15 protein-coding genes are annotated in these 18373 nt (G+C 54.3%); 10 read left to right on the top strand and 5 right to left on the bottom strand.

Going from position 1 to position 18373, the window contains the following annotated elements; genetic code table 11:
- Positions 1–2: 2 nt before the first annotated feature.
- From HMY34_RS11595 to HMY34_RS11585, 3 genes are read right to left on the bottom strand one after another with little or no spacing between them, the layout of a single operon-like run.
- Complete coding sequence (locus HMY34_RS11595; protein WP_202715651.1) at positions 3–1181, bottom strand: urate hydroxylase PuuD; 1179 nt, start codon at positions 1179–1181, stop codon at positions 3–5.
- 20 nt (positions 1182–1201) lie between these two features.
- Positions 1202–1558, bottom strand: coding sequence for a hydroxyisourate hydrolase (uraH, locus tag HMY34_RS11590; RefSeq protein ID WP_202715650.1), 357 nt, complete (start codon positions 1556–1558; stop codon positions 1202–1204).
- Positions 1559–1575: 17 nt separating this feature from the next.
- Positions 1576–2241: a TetR/AcrR family transcriptional regulator gene (locus tag HMY34_RS11585; RefSeq protein WP_202715649.1), complete on the bottom strand. Its 666-nt coding sequence runs from the start codon at positions 2239–2241 to the stop codon at positions 1576–1578.
- A gap of 241 nt (positions 2242–2482) precedes the next feature.
- Between HMY34_RS11585 and HMY34_RS11580 the strand changes: the two genes are divergently transcribed.
- From HMY34_RS11580 to creD, 10 genes are all read left to right on the top strand, one after another.
- Positions 2483–3205: an outer membrane protein OmpK gene (locus HMY34_RS11580; RefSeq protein ID WP_202715648.1), complete on the top strand. Its 723-nt coding sequence runs from the start codon at positions 2483–2485 to the stop codon at positions 3203–3205.
- 76 nt (positions 3206–3281) lie between these two features.
- Positions 3282–4766: a xanthine dehydrogenase small subunit gene (gene xdhA / locus HMY34_RS11575; RefSeq protein WP_228287830.1), complete on the top strand. Its 1485-nt coding sequence runs from the start codon at positions 3282–3284 to the stop codon at positions 4764–4766.
- Positions 4763–7069: a xanthine dehydrogenase molybdopterin binding subunit gene (gene xdhB, locus HMY34_RS11570; RefSeq protein WP_202715647.1), complete on the top strand. Its 2307-nt coding sequence runs from the start codon at positions 4763–4765 to the stop codon at positions 7067–7069. Before xdhA ends, xdhB begins: the two co-directional genes overlap by 4 nt.
- Positions 7066–7908, top strand: a complete 843-nt coding sequence (gene xdhC, locus HMY34_RS11565) for a xanthine dehydrogenase accessory protein XdhC (protein ID WP_202715646.1) — start codon at positions 7066–7068, stop codon at positions 7906–7908. Before xdhB ends, xdhC begins: the two co-directional genes overlap by 4 nt.
- Positions 7905–9440: an ABC transporter ATP-binding protein gene (locus tag HMY34_RS11560; RefSeq protein ID WP_202715645.1), complete on the top strand. Its 1536-nt coding sequence runs from the start codon at positions 7905–7907 to the stop codon at positions 9438–9440. The genes xdhC and HMY34_RS11560 overlap by 4 nt, the downstream gene beginning before the upstream one ends.
- A complete protein-coding gene (locus HMY34_RS11555) occupies positions 9430–10500 on the top strand; it encodes an ABC transporter permease (protein ID WP_202715644.1) in 1071 nt (356 codons plus the stop codon). The genes HMY34_RS11560 and HMY34_RS11555 overlap by 11 nt, the downstream gene beginning before the upstream one ends.
- Positions 10497–11426, top strand: coding sequence for an ABC transporter permease (locus HMY34_RS11550; RefSeq protein WP_202715643.1), 930 nt, complete (start codon positions 10497–10499; stop codon positions 11424–11426). The genes HMY34_RS11555 and HMY34_RS11550 overlap by 4 nt, the downstream gene beginning before the upstream one ends.
- A gap of 17 nt (positions 11427–11443) precedes the next feature.
- Positions 11444–12547 carry a BMP family ABC transporter substrate-binding protein gene (locus HMY34_RS11545; protein ID WP_202715642.1) on the top strand — a complete coding sequence of 368 codons (1104 nt, stop codon included), beginning with the start codon at positions 11444–11446 and terminating at the stop codon, positions 12545–12547.
- 59 nt (positions 12548–12606) lie between these two features.
- Positions 12607–13911 (top strand): guanine deaminase, encoded by a 1305-nt coding sequence (guaD, locus tag HMY34_RS11540; RefSeq protein ID WP_202715641.1) that lies wholly within the window; start codon positions 12607–12609, stop codon positions 13909–13911.
- A 142-nt stretch (positions 13912–14053) separates the two neighbouring features.
- Positions 14054–15475, top strand: a complete 1422-nt coding sequence (gene creD / locus HMY34_RS11535; RefSeq protein WP_202715640.1) for a cell envelope integrity protein CreD — start codon at positions 14054–14056, stop codon at positions 15473–15475.
- Here creD and HMY34_RS11530 read toward each other — a convergent pair.
- Both HMY34_RS11530 and HMY34_RS11525 read right to left on the bottom strand, forming a co-directional pair.
- Entirely contained in the window at positions 15408–17192 is a 1785-nt protein-coding gene (locus HMY34_RS11530; RefSeq protein WP_202715639.1) for an ABC transporter ATP-binding protein, read from the bottom strand. The genes creD and HMY34_RS11530 overlap by 68 nt on opposite strands.
- An 89-nt stretch (positions 17193–17281) precedes the next feature.
- The gene (locus HMY34_RS11525; RefSeq protein WP_228287829.1) at positions 17282–18172 is read right to left on the bottom strand and encodes a c-type cytochrome; all 891 of its coding nucleotides are present in this window, start codon (positions 18170–18172) and stop codon (positions 17282–17284) included.
- Positions 18173–18373: the final 201 nt, after the last annotated feature.

The following is an 18373-nucleotide window of genomic DNA, read 5'->3' as shown; positions in this document are numbered from 1 at the left end:
ACTCATGGTTGAACCTGACGCGCCCATTGCACCAGCAACTGGCGTTCGTCTTCGGTCATGCCCGTGGTATTGCCCAGCGGCATAATGCGCGATGAAACCTGCGTGGCAATCTGAGTAGCTTGGCTACGCGCTTGCGCCTCAGTTTCCAGCATCACGCCTTTGGGTGCGCTGGTAAACGCGGTGCTGGTGGGTTGCGCCGCATGGCAACTGATGCAGTGTTGTTGCAACAAGCCTTGCACTTGCGTGTACTGAATCTCACCCGCCGCCTTTTGCGACAACGCCGGATAACTGGCAACTAACGCCGTGCCAATAAACACGACAAACGCCACCACCAACATCCAACCCGCTTTGAAATTGCCCTGCTTATCGCGCACATTGAAGTAATGGCGTACCAACACCCCAACGGCGAACAACGCAATCAGAATCAGCCAGTTCCACTCACCGCCAAACGTCGCCGGGTAATGGTTGCTGAACATGGCAAACAGCACCGGCAAGGTCAGGTAATTGTTGTGCAAGGAACGTTGCCCCGCATCGTTGGCAAGCTGTTTATTCTGAGGTTGCCCTGCCAAGGTCGCCTGCACCAGTTGCCGCTGGGCGGGCATGATCACGAAAAACACATTGCCGCTCATCCACGTTGCCAGCATTGCGCCAACATGCAGGAATGCACCACGCCCGCTGAATACCTGCGTCAGCACAATCGTCATGACGGTAATGAATACCGCCGTCAGTACCACGCTGCGGGTCTGGTTGCTGCGCCCAAACGCTGAATTCCACAAGCCGTGATACACCAGCCAGCTACCCGCCAAGGTCGCCAGACTAATCGCAATCGCCTGCCACGCGGTCAGCGCCATGACCGCCGGATCAATCAAATAGGCTTCCGCGCCAAAATAATAAACGATGACCAGCATCACGAAGCCACTGATCCACGTCCAATACGATTCCCACTTGAACCAGTGCAGCGGTTCGGGCAGTTGACCCGGCTCGATATTGCGCTTTTCCACATTGAAAAAGCCCCCCGCATGGAGCGCCCACAATTGCCCCGCCACTTTCGGGTCATCCGAGGTCAGCAGATGGTTGAGCAACCAGTTGAAGTAAAACGATGCGCCGATCCACGCAATGCCCGTGATAATGTGTATCCAGCGAAATGCCAGACCTAACCATTCCAGAATAAGGGATTCCATCAGCCAAGACTCCTTAACGGCTAACTGCCGCGATAGGTGGAATAACTCCAAGGGGAGACAAGTAGCGGGACGTGGTAGTGGGCGCTGACATCGGCAATCCCGAAACGCAGGGTAATCACATCCAGAAACGGCGGGTTATCCAACGGCGTATGGCGCTGCTGGAAATAGTCAGCGGTGTGGAAGACCAACTCCCAAATGCCGGTTTGCATCTCATCCGCACTCAGCAAAGGGCTGTCGCAACGCCCGTCAGCATTGGTAAACGCCTGTTTCACCAGAATACGGGTCGCGTTTTCCGGGCAAGCGTACAGCGCCAGCTTCACCCCCGCAGCGGGGCAACCATTGGCGGTATCCAGAACATGTGTGGTTAATCCGGTCATGTTAGTGATTCATTTCCTTAGTAGGGGTGAAACGGTTGTACGCCGCAACCGTTGAGGATTACGTGCAACAAGGTTTGGGTTGCCCGCTCGTAGTCTGCGGCTTGCAGCGTTTGACCGGGTTTGCCCAGTGCCGCACTGATCTGGCAAGCGAAATCGGCGTAATGTTGGGTGGATGACCACAGCAGGAAAATCACATGCGCCGGGTCGAGCCGATCCATTTTGCCTTGCGCCATCCATGCCTCAAATACCGCCGTCCTGCCTTTGAACCATTCCAGATAACCTGTTCTGAAATATTCCTGCAAGTAAGGTGCGCCGCTCATAATTTCGATACCGAAAATGCGTGAGGCTTGCGGGTGTTCCTGTGCTAAACGCATTTTAGCGCGGATATAGGCTTCCAGTTCCACCGCCGGGTCGCCTGCTGCATCCAAACTCACCAGCAACTTGTCCCACATATCCAAGATGTGTGCCAACACCGCCACGTACAGCCGCAATTTAGAACCAAAGTAGTAATGGATATTGGCTTTGGGCAACCCGGCATGGTCGGCAATGCTTTGCATACTTGCGCCTTTGTAGCCGTGGCGGGCAAATTCGGCTTCGGCGGCGGCAATGATTTTGCATTCATTGCCTTTGCGAATACGCCCTGCCAAGCCATTGGGGGTGTGTGAGTCAAGCTCAATAAACATGGAAAGCTAACCTTTTTGCCGATTCGCCATGCACCATGACGATTATGTTACGCACTAATCAAGCGCATTATTTTACAGGGAGTTGCTAGACGATAACGTAAAAACTTACCCAATCTAAGACATATCTAAGGTTATCGGGGAATATTGCACGCTCATGCAAACAGTTGGCGCGATTATTGCTTTTTCATCAAAAGCTGTCCAGTTGGTCAGGTTTTGATGAATAGCAACGAGGTGAAATTTTATGCCAAACAAAGCGTTTTTCAGCGTCGTGGTGACGTGTGGTGTGCTGGCTTCTCCAGCAGTGCTGGCAGAACAATTATGGAGCGATGCCAGCCTGACCTATATTAATGGTCAAAATTACAAAGTCGGCGATGATAAGCGTCAAGTCATGACCTTTGAACACGCCAGTGGTCACAACTGGGGCGACACTTTTTTCTTCGCCGATCATTTGCGTTCCGAAAACGGCACGAAAGAAACCTATTTTGAACTTGCCCCGCGTGTCAGCTTAAGTTACTTGACCGGCAAAGAACTGAAAACCGGCCTTATCAAGGATGTGTATCTGGCGGGAACGCTGGAAGGTTCGCCCAGTTTTGACAACTACCTCGCCGGGGTCGGCGTGGGTTTGAATGTCCCCAAATTCAAATACGTCAACGTCAATCTGTACAAGGTCAATAACGAAAAAATCGCCGATGACGAACAAGCCACGGTTACTTGGGCGTTACCTTTCAAAGTGGGCAAAGCCGAATTCCAATACGACGGTTTTATTGATGCCAGCACCGCACAAGACGACCATGCCGCCGAAACCAACTTCACCTCGCAAATCAAGTGGGATGCAGGCAAGCAATTGTTCAACACCAAAAAGCCGATTTACGTAGGGATTGAACACGCCGAATGGAAAAACAAATTCGGGATTGACGGCGTAAACGAAAGCAACCCGGCGTTCATGATCAAAGCCCATTTCTAAGATGTAGCGTGTAAATTTTTCTTCGAGTCGTTGGGGGCAGAATCTTCTGCCCTCCCTTCTTAGCAGAGGACAGCGGATGAATGCAGGCGAGGTCACAGTCAAACACAGCATCACCTTCATGCTCGATGGGCAAGCGCACACCCCGCCGCCATTCGCCCCCGATACCACTTTGCTCAATTACCTACGTGAACACTTGTACCGCAAAGGGACAAAAGAAGGTTGTGCCGAAGGCGATTGCGGCGCGTGTACCGTCGTGGTCGCCGACCTGCAACACGGGCGTTTGCGTTATCGCGCCTTGAATGCCTGCATTCAGTTGCTGGCAACGCTCGACGGCAAAGCCCTGTTTACGGTCGAAAGCCTGCAACGCGGCAAGCAACTGCATCCGGTGCAACAAGCACTGGTCGATTGCCACGCCTCGCAATGCGGCTTTTGCACACCCGGCTTCGTCATGTCATTGTTTGCCTTGTACCAGAATCAACCCAATGCCAGCCGCCTGCAAATTAGCCAAGCCCTGTCTGGCAATTTGTGCCGCTGCACCGGCTACCGCCCCATTCTGGATGCGGGGGAACGCATGTATGAATACGCCCACGCATTTCCAAACGATGATTTTGCCGAAACAGCATTGATTACCACCCTGACGCAATGGGCGCAACAACCCCACAGCCTGCTACTGGAACACGACGGCAAACGCTTTTGCGCCCCCACCAGCCTTGGCGAACTTGCCATCTTGCTGGAACGCTATCCCGATGCCACCTTACTGGCAGGCGCAACCGATGTTGGCTTGTGGATTACCAAACAACACCGCGATTTACCCACCTTGATTTCCTTGAACAAAGTCGCGGGGCTGGATCAAATCACCACACAAGATGGCTGGCTGGAAATCGCCGCTGCGGTATCGTTGGAAGCCGCTTTTCAAGCCATCGTCGCCCATTACCCGCCTCTGCGCGAATTGCACGAACGCTTTGCCTCATTGCCAATCCGCAATGCCGGTACATTGGTAGGCAATATTGCCAACGGTTCGCCCATCGGTGATTCCATGCCTGCGCTGCTGGTGCTGGGGGCGCGAATCCGCTTGCGCAAAGGTGAGGCAACCCGCGAACTGCCACTGGAAGCGTTTTATCTGGCTTACCAACAAAAAGATTTGGCTGCGGGTGAATTCATAGAAGCGGTACGGATTCCCTTGCCGAATGCGGCAACTGGCTTGCTGCGCTGCTATAAAATCTCCAAACGTTTTGAGCAAGACATTTCCGCCGTGTGCGCCGCGTTCCACATTCAACTCGATGCACAACAACACGTCACTGAAGCCCGTATTGCCTACGGCGGCATGGCAGGCATTCCCAAACGCGCCAGCCATTGCGAAGCGGCATTAAGCGGGCAAGCGTGGGAACAAGCCAGCGTCACCGCAGCGATGAAGGCGCTGGAACACGATTTCCAACCGCTTACCGATATGCGGGCTTCCGCCACCTACCGCATGAGTGTGGCGAAAAACTTGCTGCTGAAATGCCTGCTGGAAACCACCGGCGAATCGCTTTCCCTGTACACAACGGGGGTGCAAGCATGAGCGTTGGCAAACCCATCAAACACGACAGTGCCGAATTGCATGTCACGGGCGCGGCGCATTACACCGATGATTTGCCCGAACCCCGCGATACTTTGTACGCCGCCATCGGTATCAGCCAACAAGCCCATGCCCGTTTGCGCAGCGTGAATCTGGATGCAGTGCGCCAAGCAGCGGGGGTAATCGCCGTCATCACCGCCGCCGATATTCCCGGCGTGAATCACCTTGGTGGGGCGATGCAGGATGAGCCAGTATTTGCCACCGACACCGTGGAATACATCGGGCAAGCCATTTTCGCCGTGGCTGCCACGTCTGTCGAAGCTGCCCGCCGTGCGGCGCGTTTGGCAGTCATTGATTACGACTCCTTGCCGCACAACCTCGATATTCAACACGCCATCGAGCAACAGCAATTCGTCTTGCCTAGCAAACACCTGCAACGCGGGCAACCCGAAACCGCCCTGCAACAAGCCCCCCATCGCCTCAGCGGGCATTTTCAATTGGGCGGGCAGGAACATTTTTATCTGGAAGGCATGATTGCCTTTGCCTTGCCGCGTGAACACGGCGATGTGCTGATCTATAGCTCTACCCAGCACCCGCACCACGACCAAAAAACCCTCGCAAGCGTCTTAGGGCTAACCGAGAAAGACATTGTGCTGGAATGCCGCCGCATGGGTGGCGCATTCGGTGGCAAAGAAAGCCAACCGGCACTGTTTGCCAGCATTGCCGCGCTGCTTGCGCTGAAAACCCAACGCCCAGTGAAACTCCGGCTGGATCGGGACGATGACATGACCATCACTGGCAAACGCCATTGTTATGACATCCATTACGAAGCCGGTTTCGATGACGCAGGTGTGCTGCAAGGCGTAAAGCTGGTGTATGCCTCACGCTGCGGCATTTCCGCTGACCTCTCAGGGCCGGTGAATGACCGCAGCATGTTCCACGCCGACAATGCCTATTACTTGGAGCATGTGGATATTGTTTCGCACCGTTGCAAAACCAACTCGCAATCGAATACCGCGTTTCGTGGCTTTGGTGGCCCGCAAGGCATGATGGCGATTGAATACGTGCTGGATGATGTGGCGCGTTACCTGCAATGCGACCCGTTGGCAGTGCGTCGTGCCAATTTCTACGGCACGAACGGTGTGCGTAGCCAAACACCGTATGGCATGGCGGTCGAAGACAATATTATCCAGCGCATTGTCGATGAACTGGCAAGCAGTGCCGACTACCAACAACGCCGCGCCGACATTATTGCCTTCAACCATAACAGCCCTTGGTTGAAAAAAGGCATGGCGCTCACCCCCGTCAAATTCGGCATTTCCTTTACCGCCACCTTTTTCAATCAGGCAGGCGCATTGCTGCACATTTACAGCGACGGTTCGGTACAGCTCAATCACGGCGGGCTGGAAATGGGGCAAGGCTTGTACACCAAGGTGGCGCAAGTGGTGGCGGAAGAATTGCAAATTCCGCTCAGTCAAATCCGCTGCACCGCTACCCGCACCGATAAAGTGCCGAATGCGTCGGCAACAGCGGCCTCCTCCGGTTCTGACCTCAACGGCATGGCAGCGCAAGATGCAGCACGTACCTTGAAACAACGCCTCACCGAATTTGCCGCCAGCCACTACGGGGTGGATGCTGCCGCCATTGTGTTTCAGGACGGGCAAATCCATCTCGGCACGGCAAACACCGTGAGTTTTGCGCACCTAGCACACGATGCTTGGATCAATCGCATTTCGCTATCAGCCACGGGCTTTTACCGTACCCCGAAAATCCATTACGACCCGCAAACCATGACCGGGCGACCGTTCTATTATTTTGCGTATGGTGCTGCTGTGTCTGAGGTGATTATCGACACCTTGACCGGCGAAAATCGGGTAGTGCGCGTCGATATTCTGCACGATGTGGGCAGTTCACTGAACCCGGCACTGGATACGGGGCAAATCGAAGGCGGTTTCATTCAGGGCATGGGCTGGCTGACCACGGAACAATTGTGGTGGGATAACAGCGGGCGTTTGCGTACTCATGCGCCATCCACCTACAAAATTCCGGTGGCGGGCGATATTCCCGCGCAGTTTACGGTGAAGCTGCTGGACGATAATGCCAATGTGGAACACACCATTTACCGTTCCAAAGCCGTAGGCGAACCGCCGCTCATGCTGGCGATGTCGGTGTTTTTTGCGCTGCGGGATGCGGTTGCCAGCGTCGGCGATTACCGTTGCAGCCCGCCGTTGCAAGCACCGGCAACACCGGAAGCCATTCTGAATGCGGTGCAAGCCGTGCGTGACACCATGCAGGGCAACGCATGATTCCAGCCGCCTTCATTATTGCCCGCATTACCGATACGCAAGGTTCAACCCCGCGTGAAAACGGGGCGTACATGCTGATTGCCGCGCAAGAATTATTGGGCAGTATCGGTGGGGGGAAGCTGGAACAGCAGGTGATGGCAGAAGCGCGGGCGTTGTTAGCAGTAGCAGAACGTGAAGAGGGCGACCGCCGGTCGCCCCTACAGGGGACGGTCTTCGTAGGGGCGACCGGCGGTCGCCCTCTTCAACTCCAACGCGAATTCACTCTCGGCACGACGCTTGGGCAATGCTGCGGCGGGCGCGTCCACATCCACTACGAATACTGCGCTGACCCGCAGCAATGGCAACACCCCGATGCCGTCAACGCCAACCAATTCCCAATTGTGCTATTCGGTGCAGGGCATGTCGGGCAAGCACTTGCGGCAATACTAGCAACCCAACCCTGCCGTTTGTATTGGGTCGATAGTCGTGAGGAGCAGTTCCCCGCCGAATTGCCCACCAATGCCAAAGCCTATATTGCCCCCAATCCTGCCAGCCTGATCGAAGCCTTACCCGCCAACGCCTACCTGCTGGTGATGACGCACGACCACGCGCTGGATTTGGCAATTTGCGATGCCGCCTTGCGCCACAACTGTTTCCGCTTTCTGGGGCTGATCGGTTCGCAAACCAAGCTCGGCAAATTCCGCAAGCACTTGCTGGATAAAGGGCATAGCCATACGGCGCTGGAACGCCTCACCTGCCCCATTGGTATTCCGCAGATTCGCAGCAAGCAGCCCGCCCACATTGCCCTTGCCGTCGCCGCGCAATTGCTGGCATTACACCTACAGGAGAACCCGCTATGACAGCACCCCGCCTCGAATTGCGCGGTATCAGCAAGTATTACCCCTCGGTTATCGCCAACGAAAACGTCAACCTCACGGTCATGCCCGGTGAAATTCACGCCTTGCTGGGTGAAAACGGCGCGGGCAAAAGCACCCTGATGAAAGCGGTGTATGGCGTGGTCAAACCCGATAAGGGCGAGATTCTCTGGAACGGCGAGCCAGTCAATATCCACAGCCCCGCGCAAGCCCGTAAGCTGGGCATTGGCATGGTATTCCAGCATTTTTCGCTGTTTGACACCCTCAGTGTTACCCAAAACATTGCACTGGCAATGGATGCTAAGCAAAACCTGAAAGCACTGGCGCAACAAATCGAAGAAGTATCCGAGAGTTATGGCTTACCCCTCAACCCGCACCGCTTGGTACACGACCTGTCCGTGGGCGAACGTCAGCGAGTGGAAATCGTGCGTTGCCTATTGCAAAACCCGCAATTGCTGATCATGGACGAACCCACCTCCGTGCTCACTCCGCAAGCGGTGCGCAAGCTGTTTGAAACCCTGCGACGACTGTCGGATGAAGGATGCAGCATCCTCTACATCAGCCACAAGCTCGAAGAAATCCGCGAACTCTGCCACAAAGCCACCGTATTACGCATGGGGCGCGTCAGCGGTGAAGCCGATCCGCGTCGGGAAACCGCCAAAAGCCTTGCTGAAATGATGGTCGGCAGAGAGCTTCCCGTGTGCGAACACGCCCCCGCCCGCACCGACGGCGCAGAACGCTTGGTAGTCAAACAACTGTCGCGGGTATCGGAAGATCCGTTTGGCACGGATTTGCACGACATCAACCTCAGTGTGCGAGCCGGGGAAATCTTCGGCATTGCGGGCGTTTCCGGCAATGGTCAGCAGGAATTGCTGTATGCCCTCAGCGGTGAAAAACCCTCGCCACACGCCAACGATATTCTCATCAAAGGTCAACCCGCCGGACGCTTAAACCCCGCGCAACGCCGCAAACTGGGGCTGCGTTTCGTACCGGAAGAACGGCTGGGGCGCGGCGCAGTTCCCGCCATGTCACTGGCTTACAATGCCTTGCTCACTGGGCATGAAGACGGCATGTCGAACACCGGCTTTATCAGTCACAAACGAATGCGGGACTTTTCACGTCATTGCATTGATCGCTTCAGTGTCAAATGCTCAGGCGACCATGCCGAAGCCAAAAGCTTGTCGGGTGGCAATGTGCAGAAATACATAGTGGGGCGCGAATTGCTGCTCAAACCGGAGGTGCTGATTATTGCGCAACCGACATGGGGCGTAGACGTGGGCGCTGCCAGCTTTATCCGTCAAACGTTGGTGAATTTGCGCAAGGACAATGTGGCCATTCTGGTGGTATCCGAAGAGCTGGATGAGTTGTTTGAAATTTGCGACCGCATCGCCGTTATTCACCACGGCAAACTCTCCCCTGCCATGAATGCCCGCAGCTCCACGCTGGAAGACATTGGCATCCTAATGGGCGGGGGCAGTTTGGTTGAGCAAACGGAGGATACTGATCATGCTATTTAAATTACAACCACGCCCGCAGCCGTCCCAACGCATGGTTTGGTTATCGCCATTGCTGGCGATTGCACTGATGTTGTTGGTCGGCATGGTCATTTTCACCTTGCTGGGGCAAAGCCCGCTCAAGGCATTTCATGCGTTTTTCATCGAGCCTATCAATGATATGTACGGCTTGGGCGAATTGCTGATTAAAGCCTCGCCGTTGGCGCTGATTGCCTTGGGATTGTCGGTGGGTTTTCGCGCCAATGTGTGGAATATCGGGGCGGAAGGGCAATTAACTATCGGCGCGATTGCCGCCGGAGGCGTGGCGCTGTGGTTTTACGAAAGTGACAGTGCTTGGGTGTTGCCGCTGATGTTTATGGCAGGCGCATTGGGCGGCATGGTGTGGGCAGCGATTCCGGCGGTGTTGCGTACCCGTTTTCATACCAGCGAAATTTTGGTGAGTTTGATGTTGGTGTATGTGGCGCAACTGTTGCTCAGTTGGTTGGTGCATGGGCCTTGGCGTGACCCGGATGGCTTTGGTTTTCCGCAATCGCGGCAGTTTACTGAATCCGCAATTCTGCCGATTATGTTGGAAGGCACGCGCACCCATGCGGGCATTTGGCTAACGCTAATAGCGCTGGTAATGGTGTTTGTGTTCATGCGTTGGAGTGTGGTGGCGTTTCAAATGCGGGTGGCGGGGCTTGCTCCTAGAGCAGCGGATTATGCCGGGTTCAATGCCAAACGCACCATCTGGATTGGCTTACTCACGGGCGGTGCGGCGGCTGGTATTGCGGGGATGAATGAAATCGCAGGCCCCATTGGACAATTGAGTATGCCGCTGTCTCCGGGCTATGGTTTTGCCGCGATCATTGTGGCGTTTGTAGGGCGCTTGCATCCCATTGGTATTTTGCTGGCAAGCCTGTTAATGGCATTGCTGTACTTGGGCGGTGAATCGGCACAAATGCAATTGGCGCTGCCCGCTGCGGTGAGTGGCGTGTTTCAGGGCTTGCTGCTGTTCTTTTTGCTAGCAACTGATGTGTTAATCCATTTTCGCCTAACACCCACTTGGAGGAGCAAAGCATGAATGCTGATACCGTTATTCTCATTTTGGTGGCGACGATTACCGCCGGTGTGCCGCTGATTTTTGCCGCATTGGGCGAGCTGGTGGTGGAAAAATCCGGTGTCCTGAATTTGGGCGTGGAAGGCATGATGATTGTCGGCGCAATCAGCGGTTTCATGGTGGCTGCCGAATCCGGGCAATTATGGCTGGGCGTGCTGGCTGGCGCTGGGGCGGGTATGTTGATGGCACTGATTTTCGCGTTCATCACCTTGACCTTGATGGCAAATCAGGTGGCTACTGGCTTGGCATTAACCATTTTTGGCATTGGTTTGAGTGCTTACATGGGGCAGGCGTACAGCAGTGTGGCGTTGGAAGGCATCAAATCCCTGCATATTCCGCTGCTGAGTGATTTGCCGGTGTTGGGTCAATTGCTGTTTAGCTATGACCCGCTGGTGTATCTGGCGTTGCTGCTGTTTCCGCTGTTGGTGTGGTTTTTGTATCACAGTCGGGGTGGTTTGGTATTGCGAGCCATTGGTGAATCGCCGACGTCGGCACACGCACTGGGCTATCCGGTGATTCGCATCCGTTATTTAGCGGTGCTGTTTGGCGGGGCAATGGCGGGGATTGGCGGCGCATACTTGTCGCTGGCGTATACTCCACTGTGGTCGGAAGGCATGACCGCTGGGCGCGGCTGGATTGCGCTGGCATTGGTGGTGTTTGCCACTTGGCGACCGGGGCGAGTGCTGTTGGGCGCGTTCCTGTTCGGCGGTGTGACCATTGCTCAGTTTCACGTTCAGGGGCTGGGAGTGGATATTCCCTCGCAGTTCTTATCCATGTTGCCGTATTTGGCAACGATTGCGGTATTGGTGCTGATTTCACGCAATGCCAAGACTATTCGCCTGAATGCCCCCGCGTCATTGGGGCAGGCTTTCCATCGTGAAGTTCATTAACGTACAGGAGATTGATGATGACAAACCCGTTCACTACTCAGCGTAAACCACGACTGAAAACCCTGCTGGGGTCGGTACTGGTTGCCAGTTCGCTGCTGTTGGGCGCGGCACAGGCTGAAGATAAGCTCAAAGTCGGTTTCATTTACGTTAGCCCGATTGGGGATGCTGGCTGGACATACCAGCATGACACCGGGCGCAAAGCACTGGAGGAAAAGTTCGGCGACAAAATCGAAGTCAAGGTTTTGGATACGATCCCTGAAGGTGCTGAAGCGGAACGTGTTACCCGTGAACTCGCCAGCAGCGGTTACAAGATGATTTTCGGCACGTCATTCGGTTACATGAACCCGATGCTCAAAGTTGCCAAGACATTCCCGGATACGCATTTTGAACATGCGACAGGTTACAAAACCACCGATAATCTGGGCAATTACAATGCACGTTTCTACGAAGGCCGTTATCTGGCGGGCATGGTCGCAGGGTCAATGACCAAGGATAACAAGCTGGGTTATGTAGCCGCTTTCCCAATCCCCGAAGTATTGCAGGGGATTAATGCCTACATGCTGGGGGCGCAGAGCGTTAATCCGAAAATCGAGATGAATGTGGTGTGGGTGAACTCATGGTTCGATCCGGGTCGTGAGCGTGAAGCGGCGGATACTCTCATTGACCAAGGTGCAGATGTTATTACGCACCACACCGACTCCACTGCTGCTGTCATTGCCGCGCAGGAAAAGAAGAAGTACGCCATCGCTTACCATTCCGATATGTCCAAGTACGGCAAGGATGCACACCTGACGGCTGTTACCCATCACTGGGGTGACTATTACATCAAGCAAGTGCAAAGCCAATTGGATGGTACGTGGAAACCCGGCAGCATCTGGGGCGGTATCAAGGATGGCATGGTGGATTTAGCGCCCATGAATGACGCGGTTCCTGCCGACGTTAAAGCCAAGGTGGAAGAAGCTAAAGGCAAAATCAAGGATGGCAGTTTGCACCCATTTGCAGGGCCAGTCGTTGATCAAGACGGTAAGGAAATCGTCGCCGCTGGCAGCAATATGTCGGACGAAGATATGTCGAAAATGGCGTTTTACGTCAAAGGGATTACTGGCAAATTGCCGAAATAAGAAGACCCCTCACCCTAACCCTCTCCCTCAAGGGGAGAGGGGATAAGCGAGAAACCACCATGACTCAAATAAAAGCGTTTCGGGCTGCCATTGTTCATCTGCTGGACGATCCGGGGTATGACTTGCACCCTACACCTCCGGCGGTTGAATACTTTGAAGACGGCATTCTGTTGGTGGAAAACGGTCATGTAAGTGCGGTAGGGGCTGCCAGCGCGTTACTGCCACACTTGCCGGAAGGCTGCGAATTGCTGGAGTTCCCTGATCATTTGATCATTCCCGGCATGATCGACACCCATATCCATTATCCGCAAACCGACATGATTGCGTCTTATGGCGAACAATTGTTGGAATGGCTGGAAACTTATACCTTTCCCACCGAACGCCAGTTTTCAGACCCACTCCATGCCCGTGAAGTCGCGGATTTCTTTCTGGGGGAATTACTGCGTAACGGTACGACGACGGCGTGCGTATTCGGTACGGTACACCCCGAATCGGCGGAGGCTTTTTTTGCCGCTGCCGAAACCCGCAACCTACGCATGATTGCCGGAAAGGTGATGATGGATCGCAATTGCCCGGATTATCTGCAAGATACCCCGGAAAGTGCGTATCAGGACAGCAAGGCATTGATTGAAAAGTGGCACGGGCGCGGGCGTTTGTCTTACGCTGTGACGCCGCGTTTTGCCCCTACGTCGACACCGGAGCAACTCAGCAAAGCAGGGCAATTGTTGCAGGAATTTCCTGATGTTTACCTGCATACCCACGTTGCTGAAAATAAAGCGGAAGTGGCATGGGTGCAGGAACTGTTTCCCGACAGCCGCAGCTATCTGGATGTGTATCACCAGCATGGTTTGCTGAAACCGCGTTCCGTGATGGCGCATTGCATTTATCTGGATGAGGCGGATAAGCAGTGCATGGCAGAAACCGGCGCGGCGGTGGCGTTTTGCCCCACGTCCAACCTGTTTATCGGCAGCGGGCTGTTTGATGTGATGGATACCAAGGCGCATGGAATCCGGGTCGGCATGGGTACGGATGTGGGCGGCGGTAGCAGTTTTAGCTTGCTGCAAACCGCGAACGAAGCCTATAAAGTGACCCAGTTGCGCGGCAACAAACTGTCAGCGTTCCAGATGCTGTATCTGGCAACACTGGGTGGAGCAAAGGCGCTGTATCTGGATGACAAGATCGGCAATTTCGCCCCCGGTAAAGAGGCGGATTTTGTATTGCTGAACCCCAAAGCGACACCGTTGTTGGAACGGCGTTTGCGGCATTGTCAGGGTATTGCGGAATTGCTGTTTGTGCTGATGATGTTGGGGGATGATCGGGTGGTGAGTAAGGTGTGGGTTATGGGGGAGGAAGCATCCAATTAACCGGCATTCTGCCGTTTGCCTGCAAAAACGCTGCACCAAACCTGCACCTGCCTACACCCTTTTTCCACACCGCCCGCATCAAACCTCCATTATTCTTATTTATGATGATGCTCAATCCCATCACTAGTTCAAGGAGCATCCCGTGTCGAACCAGCGTTATTACCTCAAACTGGTCATTATTGCCTGCCTGATTTTGTTTTTGCTGATCCCGCAAGCCTTTATGTTGGGGCTGGTCGGCGAACGTGTCAGTTGGCGACATCAAGCTTACAGCAGCATCGAACAAAGTTGGCCGGGGATGCAAACCCTTGCTGGCCCCTTGCTCACCATCCCCTATCAACTCACTTACAATGTCAAAGAACTGGTCAAAGACAAAGATGGCAAAGAACGCGAAATCCTGCGCGAAGTCACCGACCAAGACGCGCTGCACCTGATTCCCAACCAACTTGACATCACCAGCACCTTAGACAGTTTACTGCGTTACCGAGGCATTTACGACGTGCCGGTTTACAGCAGCGGCTTGCAAGTCAGCGGCACATTCAACACCCAACCCTTGCTCGATTTAATCGCTGACACCAAGGGCAAACAAATCCGCTGGGAAAATCCACAACTCGCCGTCATGGTACGCGACCAACGCGGCATTGCTGCCCCACCCAGCCTGCAATGGAACGGCGCAACCGTCAATTTCAAACCCGGCAATAACCTGCCCGGCAGTGCCAGCGCGGGGATGCACGCCAAATTGCCCGCATTCGACCTCAACCAAGCCAGCCGTATCCCGTTTCAATTTGAGCTGGAATTGCGCGGAATGCGCTCCATGAATTTCGCCCTGCTCGCCGAAAACAGCGCGGTAAAACTCGCTGCCAACTGGCCACACCCCAGCTTCAGCGGTGAATTACTGCCCGAAACCCGTGACATCCATGCCAATGGTTTCAATGCCTTGTGGAAAGCGTCGTCATTTTCCTACAACGTCAGCGGGGCGTTAGAGCAATGCCGTGCCGGTGAATGCAGTGGCTTGCTGGAGCGGGCGGTCGGTTTCGAGCTAATCCAGCCGGTGGATGTGTATCAGCAATCCGAACGCAGCATTAAATACGCCGCCCTGTTCATTATTCTCACCTTTGTGGTGCTGATTTTGTTTGAACTGCTGAAAAAACTGCGGGTGCATCCAGTGCAATACACCTTGGTGGGATTTGCGCTGCTGGTGTTCTACCTGTTGCTGATTTCATTGTCAGAACACGTCGATTTCCTGCGAGCGTACACAGCGGCGGCATTCGCCAGCACCGGCTTGCTCACCCTGTATTTTGGGGCAATTTTACACAGCCACAAACTGGGATTGCTGCTGGGCGCGGGACTGGCGGGTTTGTATGCCCTGCTCTACCTGATTTTGCAGGCAGAGGAAAACGCCTTGCTGATGGGTAGTGTGCTGATTTTTGCGGTACTCGCGCTGCTGATGTTAGCCACCCGCCACTTCGACTGGTACGCGCTGACAGCAGGGAATTCGCCTAACCGTACAGTTTTCGGTACAGACCACCCTGTTCCAGCAACTCCTGATGACTCCCCTGTTCGCTGATGCCGCCGTCTTCAAACACGAAAATGTGATCGGCTTGGCGCACCGCACTCAAGCGGTGTGCCACGATCAGGGTGGTGCGCCCTTGCAGGAATTCGCTCATCGCGGCGTGGAGTTTTTGCTCCGTTGCCGTATCCAGCGCCGAAGTCGCTTCATCCAAAATCACCACGCTGGGGTTGGATAAAATCATCCGCGCAATCGCCAGCCGCTGGCGTTGCCCACCGGATAAACGGATGCCTTGCCGCCCTACAATCGTTTCCAAACCTTGCGCCTGTTCACGAATGGTGTCATCCAATTGCGCAATGCGTAAGGCTTCCCACAATTGATCATCCGACGCTTGCCGCCCCAAGGTCAGGTTGGCGCGTACCGTGTCATTGAAGAGCGCGGGTTGTTGCAATACTGTAGCAACGTGTTCGCGCACCACATCCAAACCGATTTCCGTGACGGGTACACCGTCAAAATACAATTGCCCCTGCTGCGGCTGATACAAGCCTAATAACACTTGCACGAAGGTCGATTTGCCACCGCCGCTTGCGCCCACCAGCGCAATTTTCTGCCCCGCCTGAATCGTCAGATTCACATCACGCAAGACCGGCGGCTTGTCACCGTAAGCAAAGGTGATGTGTTCCGCTCGCACGCTGACCGTGGTTTTGCCTGCAAACGGGTTGTGCGTGTGCGGGTAAGCGGGTTCGGGTTGCATTTCCAGCAAGGTATTAATGCGCTGTAACGCGGCTTTTGCGCCGTACCAGCCGTATTGAATCGCCAACACTTCTTGCACCGGCCCCATCATGAACCACAGGTAGCTGAACACCGCGAACATTTCGCCAATGCTAAGATCGGAAAACACCACCATTAACATGCTGACCGCACGAAACAGGTCAAACCCCGCAATGAATACCGTAAAAGACAAGCGGCTGGCGGCATCGCTGCGCCAGGCAAATTGCCCCGCGTGTTGTTTCACCTGTTGCGCGTGTTCGGTGACACGCCCGAAAAAACTGCTGGCGCGGTTACTGGCACGGATTTGTTGGATGGTATCGAGGGTTTCGGTCAAGGCTTGCTGGAATAATTCAAACGCGCTGTTTTCTTGCTTTTTCAAGTCTTTGACATAAGAACCCAGCTTGGTGGTCAGCAAGATGACCAGCGGATTCAGCAGCAAAATGAACAACGCCAATTGCCAATGCAACCACAGCAACACTGCTGTTACCCCGATCAGGGTGAGAACCGCAACAATCGACTTGCTGATACTGATGCCGAGGAAATTGTCGATGGTTTCCACATCCACCACCAACCGCGAGCTGACTGTGCCGCTGCCGAGGGTTTCGTATTCGGTCATTTCCACTGTTTGAATATGCCCGAGCAACCGGCGGCGGATGCTGTAGGTGAGTTCCTTGCTGATCAGGGTAAATTCGCGGTTTTGCCAGACGCCTGCTGCCAGCGCGATTAAACGCATGAGCACGGTTAACACGCTAATGAACGTGATGTACAGCACTGCGCCGTGCCATTCGGTGGGGAATAAACCGTTCATCCACGCGACTAACCAGCCGGGTTTATCGAGCAATACCTCATCAACCAGCAGCGGAATCAATAGCGGAATCGGTACGCTAATGAGTACCGCGAAAATCGCCACGAGGTTGGCAATCACCAGTTCTTTGCGGTGCGTGAGCATCCGCTGAAACAGTTCTTGCCAAGAATAGGTGTGTAAAGTGCTAGGTGTTTTCATGCGGGCATACTACCCGCTATTGCGTGCGTTGCAAAAAAGAAAGGCGCTTTGTAGCGCCTTTCGATAGTGTGCCGATTGGCTGCACGCCATTACTTGCCGTTAGCGACCATGTAATCCACGGCTGCTTTGACTTCAGCATCTGACAGTGCTGGGTTGCCGCCTTTAGCAGGCATCGCACCCTTACCGTTGAGTGAGGAGGCATACAAGGCTTCAGCGCCAGTAGCAATGCGTGGTGCCCATGCAGCCTTGTCACCAAATTTAGGTGAACCGGCAACGCCGACATCGTGGCAAGAGAAGCAAATGCCTTTGTAGACTTTTTCACCGTCGATAGCAGCAACCGGTGCGGCGGCTTGAACCGGGGCAGCTTCAGCAGCAGGCGCGGCGGCTTGAACCGGGGCAGCTTCAGCAGCAGGTGCGGCGGCTTGAACCGGGGCAGCTTCAGCAGCAGGCGCAGCAGCAACGGCGGCGGCGGGTGCTGCACCTGCTGCTGGCTTGGCTTGTGCAGACAAATCATGCCCGGCTTTGTCTGTCATATAAATAATGGCATTGGTCAGCTCTTCATCGGTAATGGACGGATCGCCACCACGCGCAGGCATATTATTGATGCCGTTGACGGCGTTTTTCATCAAACCATCCAAGCCTTGTGCTACCCGTGGATCCCATGCGGCTTTGTCATCAATCTTGGGAGCGCCGAGCACACCAGCCGCGTGACATGAGGTACAAACAGCCGTGTAAACCGCTTCGCCAGAACGTGCTACCTTGACGATAGACTTATCCACGGCGTTAACTTTACCAATGGGTGCAAGATTGGCATCCGCCACCGCTACTTGTGCAGTGGTGTCGATTTCACCTTTGATGGAATTTTTATCAATAGTAGTGAACAAGTTGGAAACCAATACGGCCACTGTTGTGCCGATCAAAACGAGACCACCAATCAGCATTGGTGTAGCCATAGGGTCTTTAGGTGTAGAGTGAGCCACGTGTATCCTCCTGTAGACTGGGCGTTAAGCGCCTAACAATCTGTGAATCTTAAAAGCTAAAAGCATCAGAAAATCATAAACCGACGGATTATATTCAAAATCCCTAATATTCGCTATGTGTCGGCAACGAAAACTTGACCTGAATCATACTAAACAATGCAAGTTTCCGCACTAACCGATGATAGACGTGACGGCGCTCCT

The organism is Thiothrix subterranea (assembly GCF_016772315.1).
Classification (GTDB): Bacteria; Pseudomonadota; Gammaproteobacteria; order Thiotrichales; family Thiotrichaceae; genus Thiothrix; species Thiothrix subterranea.
The sequence above is the reverse complement of the archived record's forward strand: the minus strand, read 5'-3'. Positions and strand labels throughout refer to the sequence as shown.

Coding starts and splice junctions, on each gene's coding strand:
- HMY34_RS11585 (WP_202715649.1), bottom strand. CDS start 2,241: ATGTTTATTGAGCTTGACTCACACACCCCCAATGGCTTGGCAGGGCGT.
- HMY34_RS11560 (WP_202715645.1), top strand. CDS start 7,905: ATGACAGCACCCCGCCTCGAATTGCGCGGTATCAGCAAGTATTACCCC.
- xdhB (WP_202715647.1), top strand. CDS start 4,763: ATGAGCGTTGGCAAACCCATCAAACACGACAGTGCCGAATTGCATGTC.
- HMY34_RS11530 (WP_202715639.1), bottom strand. CDS start 17,192: ATGAAAACACCTAGCACTTTACACACCTATTCTTGGCAAGAACTGTTT.
- guaD (WP_202715641.1), top strand. CDS start 12,607: ATGACTCAAATAAAAGCGTTTCGGGCTGCCATTGTTCATCTGCTGGAC.
- HMY34_RS11595 (WP_202715651.1), bottom strand. CDS start 1,181: ATGGAATCCCTTATTCTGGAATGGTTAGGTCTGGCATTTCGCTGGATA.
- uraH (WP_202715650.1), bottom strand. CDS start 1,558: ATGACCGGATTAACCACACATGTTCTGGATACCGCCAATGGTTGCCCC.
- HMY34_RS11555 (WP_202715644.1), top strand. CDS start 9,430: ATGCTATTTAAATTACAACCACGCCCGCAGCCGTCCCAACGCATGGTT.
- xdhA (WP_228287830.1), top strand. CDS start 3,282: ATGAATGCAGGCGAGGTCACAGTCAAACACAGCATCACCTTCATGCTC.
- HMY34_RS11545 (WP_202715642.1), top strand. CDS start 11,444: ATGACAAACCCGTTCACTACTCAGCGTAAACCACGACTGAAAACCCTG.
- HMY34_RS11580 (WP_202715648.1), top strand. CDS start 2,483: ATGCCAAACAAAGCGTTTTTCAGCGTCGTGGTGACGTGTGGTGTGCTG.
- HMY34_RS11550 (WP_202715643.1), top strand. CDS start 10,497: ATGAATGCTGATACCGTTATTCTCATTTTGGTGGCGACGATTACCGCC.
- xdhC (WP_202715646.1), top strand. CDS start 7,066: ATGATTCCAGCCGCCTTCATTATTGCCCGCATTACCGATACGCAAGGT.